This is a genomic window from Streptomyces incanus, assembly GCF_042656345.1.
Lineage (GTDB): Bacteria > Actinomycetota > Actinomycetes > Streptomycetales > Streptomycetaceae > Streptomyces > Streptomyces incanus.
In genome coordinates, this window is record NZ_JBHSPC010000007.1 from 1 (window position 1) to 5,929 (window position 5,929).

Genomic DNA, 5,929 nt, shown 5'->3' on the forward strand with positions numbered 1-5,929 from the left:
CGGCCGGGAAGTGATCGCGGTCGACCGCTTCTTCCCCTCCTCCAAGCTGTGCTCGGCCTGCGGCGCCTTGCAGAACAAGATGCCCCTCCATGTCCGCACCTGGACATGCCGGTGCGGCATCACCCACGACCGCGACGTGAACGCCGCGAAGAACCTTCTGGCCGCCGGACTGGCGGCAGCAGCCTGTGGAGACGGTGTAAGACCTCAACGGAGCACTCCGGGCGGGCAGTCGTCGATGAAGCAGGAACCCCAGCGGGCGACCGCTGGAATCCCCCGCCTTTAGGCGGGGGAGCATGTCAATTCCGCAGCAGCCTTCCGGCTCGTTCGCGGAGCGCGTCGACGGCGCCGGTGGCGGCCTTCTCCGCGCGGACGCCGGCTTTGTCGGTGGTGCCTCCGGCCCACGCCCCGGCGTGCACCGCGACGGCCTTCTTCCGCACGGTCTTCTCCACGGCCAGCGGCTGGACGTGGAACTCCCCGGCGTCCCACCGGAGCAGCGCGATGCACGCGCCGGACGCGGCGACGGCCTCGGCGGTGAGCGGTCCGGCGGCCGGTATCCGGTCGGTGTCGACGGCCAGGCGGTGCCCGGCGATCCGGAACGCCACCCCGTCGTCGTCCTGCTCCGCCTCGTACCCCTCCAGCAGGACGGGGACGGAGATCCGGGCCGGGTGCCGGTCCAACGGCGCGGTGGCCGCCGCGGCGGCGGTGGGCAGGGCCACGCGCGCGGTGGCGAGCGAGTCGGCCGGCTCACCCATGCGGGCGCGCGTGTCGTCCCAGACCAGGTCGCCCTCGGCGGTGACGGGCATGGCGTCGAGGTCCATCGCCCGGCCCTCGCTCACCGCGGCCAGCAGGGACAGGTGCGGGCGCAACAGCTGCCACAGACCCGCCCCGACGACGGTGTCGGGCTTCGGGGCGGACGCGGCGGCTCGTACCAGCCGGGGCGCGCCGCCGCCGGCGGGCTCGAACACCGCGTGGACTTGGGCCTGTACGGCGGTCGCGTGCTCCTGCACGTCGATGCCGAGCGGCAGTAGTCGGCCGGTGACCGTGTCCACAGCGGGGGCGCCGGTCGCACCCGGCAGCGTCAGGAGCAGAGCGCGCGACCACAGGTCCGCCCACCGGCGTACCGGAATCCGCTCCAGGGTGGCCCCCGGGCAGGACGCGGCGAGTTCGGCGGCGAACCCGTCCAGCAGCGTGGCCTGCCGGCGCAGCGCCGGGTCGGGCAGCATCGCCGTGACGACGGGCGCGGCGCCGCCGACCAGCTCGTGGTCGATGCCCTGCCAGCCGGTGCGCGCGAGGTCGCCCAGCCAACTGCGGGCGGCGGCCAGGAGGTTCGCGGCGTGGTCCGTGCCGCCGGCCCCGCCCGGGTCGGCCTCCCCGGCGACGGGCCGGCCGACGGCCTCCGTCCCACGGGCGGTCAGCGCGTCGTGCACCGAGCCGAGCAGGGCGGCTCGGGCGGCGGCGAGCGCGACGAAGTGGTCCTCGCCCGCGGCCCCGGCCACCGTCTTGTCGGCCGCCTCGGCGACGCGTGCGGCGAGCGGGGTTCCGGCGACGGCGTCGGCCAGCTCCACCACACCGGCGGCCTGGTCGGGCTGCGGCCGGAGCAGACCGGCGACGAGCGCCGCGTCGAAGGCGTCCACGGCCGCGAGGGCCTCGTCGAGGCCGTCGACGGGGTCGAACAGCAGATCGGCACGCATCAGGCCACCGCCCTCGTCGTCGGGAACCACTGCATCTCGGGCAGCGGCGCGGTGCTCGGCGCGAGCTCCAGGTACGCCAGGTGCCGCAGGAACCGGCTGAACACGGGCGCCGCGGCCGAGGTGTCGCCCTGCGCGGGCCGCGTGCGCGTCATGGCGGTGGTGACGGAGTCCGCGTCGAGCTCACCGTCCGCCACCTCGGCCTTCAGGTACCGGGCCACGCGCTCGGCGCCGTACTGCAGCACGGCCTCGTCGACCAGCGCCCGGATGTGGTTGCAGAACCACCCGCGCGCGCCGCCGCAGGGGCGGTTGTTGTTGGTGCTGCACGCGAACGCGTAGGTCCCGGCGGCGACGGACGACACGTACACGCGCCCGATGTCCGACCCGCTGGAGACCACCCCCTGCAGCCGGCCGTCCGCCAGCTCGACGAACGGCACCTTGGACAGCTTCCGCGGCCTCGCGGGCGGCACCACCCGCGCCGTGCTCGACTTCTCCCAGACGGACAACGCACCATCTCCCCTGCATGCGAAAGCAGATGTCCACGCCATCTCGGCGCAACACGATCGAAGCTATCCCCGGCCACTGACATCGAGAGCGGTGCGCAGGTCCCGGGAGGCGGGGCCCGGGAGGCGGGCCCCGGCAGCCGGACGCGGATCCCACGCGCCCGTCCGCGCGCTCCCAATTCGTCGATCCCGTAACGGAAGCCCGGCGGTGGTGTCACAGATTCCCGTCAACTCGGGGTTATCCCCCGCAGCCCCTTGAGGCACTTGATCACGGCTCGGCATACTGCATCACCCGGGGGGTGCGCACGTGCGTACGAGACCACCCCCGGCCGGGTGATGGGGAATCAGCCCGGCACATCCGCTAGGGGGAACCTTGCGCAGACAAGTGAAGAAAGCGCGCGCGACGGGCGCGGCCATGGTCGCCACGGCAGCCGCCGTGGCGCTCGTGGCGGGCATGACCGGCCCGGCGTCGGCGAACGGCGAACGGACGGCCGCGGACACCGCAGCCGGTACCGCCGCACAGACGTCGTCCTCGCTGAAGGCCAAGCACCGCATCACCCTCATCACCGGCGACCGGGTCGCCGTGGACGCCAAGGGCCGCGTCGTCGGCCTGGAGCGGGCCAAGGGCCGGGAACACATACCCGTCCAGATCCGCAAGTCCGGCGGTCACACCCACGTACTGCCGGCGGACGCCGCCCGGCTGATCGCGAGCGGCCGGCTCGACCGGCGGCTCTTCGACATCACCGAACTCGGCAAGGACTCCACCCGGCGCTCCCAGCAGCGCGGTCTGAAGGTCATCGTCGGGTACCAGGGCCGCGCCGCCGCCGCGAAGGCCGACGTCCGCGACGCGAGCACGCTCCGCCGGACCCTCGGCGCCCTGAACGCGGACGCCGTGCAGACCCCGCCCGAGGACACGCCCGACCTGTGGAAGGCGGTCACCGACGGCGACCGGACCGCGTCCGGCATCGCCCACGTCTGGCTCGACGGCGTCCGCAAGGCGGCCCTCGACAAGTCCGTCCCGCAGATCGGCACCCCCAAGGCGTGGGCCGCCGGCTACGACGGCAAGGGCGTGAAGATCGCCGTCCTGGACACCGGTGTCGACGCGACCCACCCGGACCTGAAGGGCCAGGTGACCGCGTCCAAGAACTTCACCACCGCGCCGAACACCGGCGACAAGGTCGGCCACGGCACCCACGTCGCCTCGATCGCGGCCGGTACCGGCGCCAAAGCGGGCGGCAAGTACAAGGGCGTCGCCCCCGGTGCCAAGATCCTCAACGGCAAGGTCCTCGACGACTCCGGCTTCGGTGACGACTCCGGCATCCTCGCCGGCATGGAGTGGGCGGCCGCGCAGGGCGCCGACGTCGTCAACATGAGCCTGGGCGGCGGAGACACGGCGGAGATCGACCCGCTGGAAGCGGCGGTCAACAAGCTCTCCGCGGACAAGGGCATCCTGTTCGCCATCGCCGCGGGCAACTCCGGTCCCAAGTCGATCGGTTCGCCCGGCAGCGCCGATGCCGCCCTCACCGTGGGCGCCGTCGACGACAAGGACAAGCTCGCCGACTTCTCCTCCACCGGCCCCCGCATCGGCGACGGCGCCGTCAAGCCGGACGTCACCGCGCCCGGCGTCGACATCACGGCCGCCTCGGGGAAGGGCAACGACATCGCCAAGGAGGTCGGCGAGAAGCCGGCCGGCTACATGTCCATCTCGGGCACGTCGATGGCGACCCCCCATGTCGCGGGCGCGGCCGCGCTCCTGAAGCAGCAGCACCCCGACTGGACCTACACGGAGCTGAAGGGCGCGCTCACCGGCTCCACCAAGGGCGGCGCGTACACGCCGTTCGAGCAGGGCTCCGGGCGGGTCCAGGTCGACAAGGCCATCCAGCAGACGGTGATCGCCGACCCGGTCTCGGTGAGCTTCGGCGTCCAGCAGTGGCCGCACACCGACGACAAGCCGGTCACCAAGCCGCTGACCTACCGCAACCTCGGTACCAAGGACGTCACCCTGAAGCTGACGTCCACCGCCACCAACCCCAAGGGCAAGGCGGCCCCGGCCGGCTTCTTCACCCTGGGCGCCACCACGGTGACGGTCCCCGCGGGCGGCACGGCCTCCGTCGACTTCACCGTCGACACCAAGCTCGGCGGCACCACCGACGGCGCGTACTCGGCGTACGTGGTCGCGACCGGTGCCGGCCAGAGTGTCCGCACGGCCGCGGGCGTGGAGCGGGAGGCCGAGTCCTACGACGTGACGCTCAAGGTCCTCGGCCGCAACGGCAAGGCGACCGCCGACTACTTCGCCAGCCTGGACGGCCTCTCCGGCGCGGCGGCCGGCGAGTGGTTCATGCCCTACGACGCCGACGGCACCGTCACCATCCGGGTGCCCAAGGGCGACTACATCGTGGACACCGCGGTGTTCGCCGGCTCCGACCCGGAGAAGTTCGGCGGCGCCGACTGGCTCGCCCAGCCGAAGCTGAGCGTCACCAAGAAGACCACGGTCACGCTGGACGCCCGTAAGGCCAAGCCGGTGAAGATCACCGTGCCGGACAAGGCGGCCAAGCCGGAGTTCGCCTCGGCCGACTACACCGTGGAGACGAAGAACGGCCTCTACGGCTTCGGCTGGTGGCTGGAGTCGTACGACAACTTCCGTTCCGCCCACCTCGGCCCGCAGATCACCGACGGCTCGCTGAGCCAGCAGTGGGACGCCCACTGGCGCAAGGGCACCAAGGCGCAGTACAGCACCGTCGCCGGCGGCAAGGTCAAGCAACTCGCCACCGGCTACACCCGCACCTACAAGGCGTCCGAACTGGCCACGGTGCAGGTCGGCCTGGGCGCCGCGGCGAGCGGCAAGAAGGGCGTGGTCAGCCCCATCGGCTGGCTGCCGGGCAGCTACTCCGCCTCGGCGATCGGCATTCCGCAGACCCTGCCCGGCACCCGCACCCTGTACCTGTCCACCACGGGCGGGGTGAAGTGGGGCCTCGACTTCGAGCAGCAGGGCGGCGTCGACGCCGAGGGCTGGCCGATCGGTGAAGCCGGCTACATCCTCGGTGACAACTTCACCTTCAAGGCCGGCAAGAAGTACTCCAAGACCGTGAACACGGCCGTCTTCGGGCCGCGTCTCACCTCGAACTACGGCCTCTTCCGCGACGGCAACGACATCTTCGGGTTCCTCCCGCTGTTCGCCGACGGCAAGGGCAACCCCGGCTCCTCGAAGTTCACCTCGGTCACCACCAGCCTGTACCGCAACGGCACCAAGGTCGGCTCCCACGACGACCCCCTGTTCGGTGACAAAGAGTTCAAGGTGCCCTCCGCCGACGCCTCCTACCGGCTGACGACCTCGGTCAAGCGCAGCGCCAAGGTCTCCGCCGCGTCCACCCGCATCGACGCGAGCTGGACCTTCCGCTCCAAGAAGACCTCCGGCCTGAAACAGCTGCCCGCCTCCTCGGCCCGCTTCCAGGCGGTCACCGGACTGGACAGCAAGGTCACGGCGGGCAAGAAGGTCACCTTCCCGGTCACCGTCGAGGGCGCGGCCAAGGGCAAGAACCTCAAGTCGCTCACGGTGTGGACCTCCTACGACAGCGGAAAGACCTGGAAGAAGACCACCGTCAAGAAGGGCAAGATCACCGTCAAGAACCCCGCGAAGAAGAAGGCGATCTCCTTCCGCGCCAAGATCACCGACAAGAAGGGCAACACGTCGACGATCTCGATCTACAACGCCTACCACGGCAAGTGAGCCGACCACCG

At 71.7% G+C, this 5,929-nt stretch carries 4 protein-coding genes; 2 read left to right on the forward strand and 2 right to left on the reverse strand.

Translation table 11 applies throughout. From position 1 onward, the window contains the following. Positions 1-283: zinc ribbon domain-containing protein (locus tag ACFP2V_RS01365; RefSeq protein WP_381204422.1), on the forward strand; the 283-nt coding region annotated here is incomplete at its 5' end. A 13-nt stretch (positions 284-296) separates the two neighbouring features. Here the strand turns inward: ACFP2V_RS01365 and ACFP2V_RS01370 are convergent. Then, entirely contained in the window at positions 297-1,721 is a 1,425-nt protein-coding gene (locus tag ACFP2V_RS01370; RefSeq protein WP_381204423.1) for a hypothetical protein, read from the reverse strand. Then, positions 1,691-2,194: a hypothetical protein gene (locus ACFP2V_RS01375; protein ID WP_381204424.1), complete on the reverse strand. Its 504-nt coding sequence runs from the start codon at positions 2,192-2,194 to the stop codon at positions 1,691-1,693. Before ACFP2V_RS01375 ends, ACFP2V_RS01370 begins: the two co-directional genes overlap by 31 nt. 412 nt (positions 2,195-2,606) lie before the next feature. On the opposite strand from ACFP2V_RS01375, the gene ACFP2V_RS01380 reads away from it, so the two are divergent. After that, a complete protein-coding gene (locus tag ACFP2V_RS01380) occupies positions 2,607-5,918 on the forward strand; it encodes a S8 family peptidase (protein WP_381204554.1) in 3,312 nt (1,103 codons plus the stop codon). The last annotated feature ends 11 nt before the right edge of the window (positions 5,919-5,929 follow it).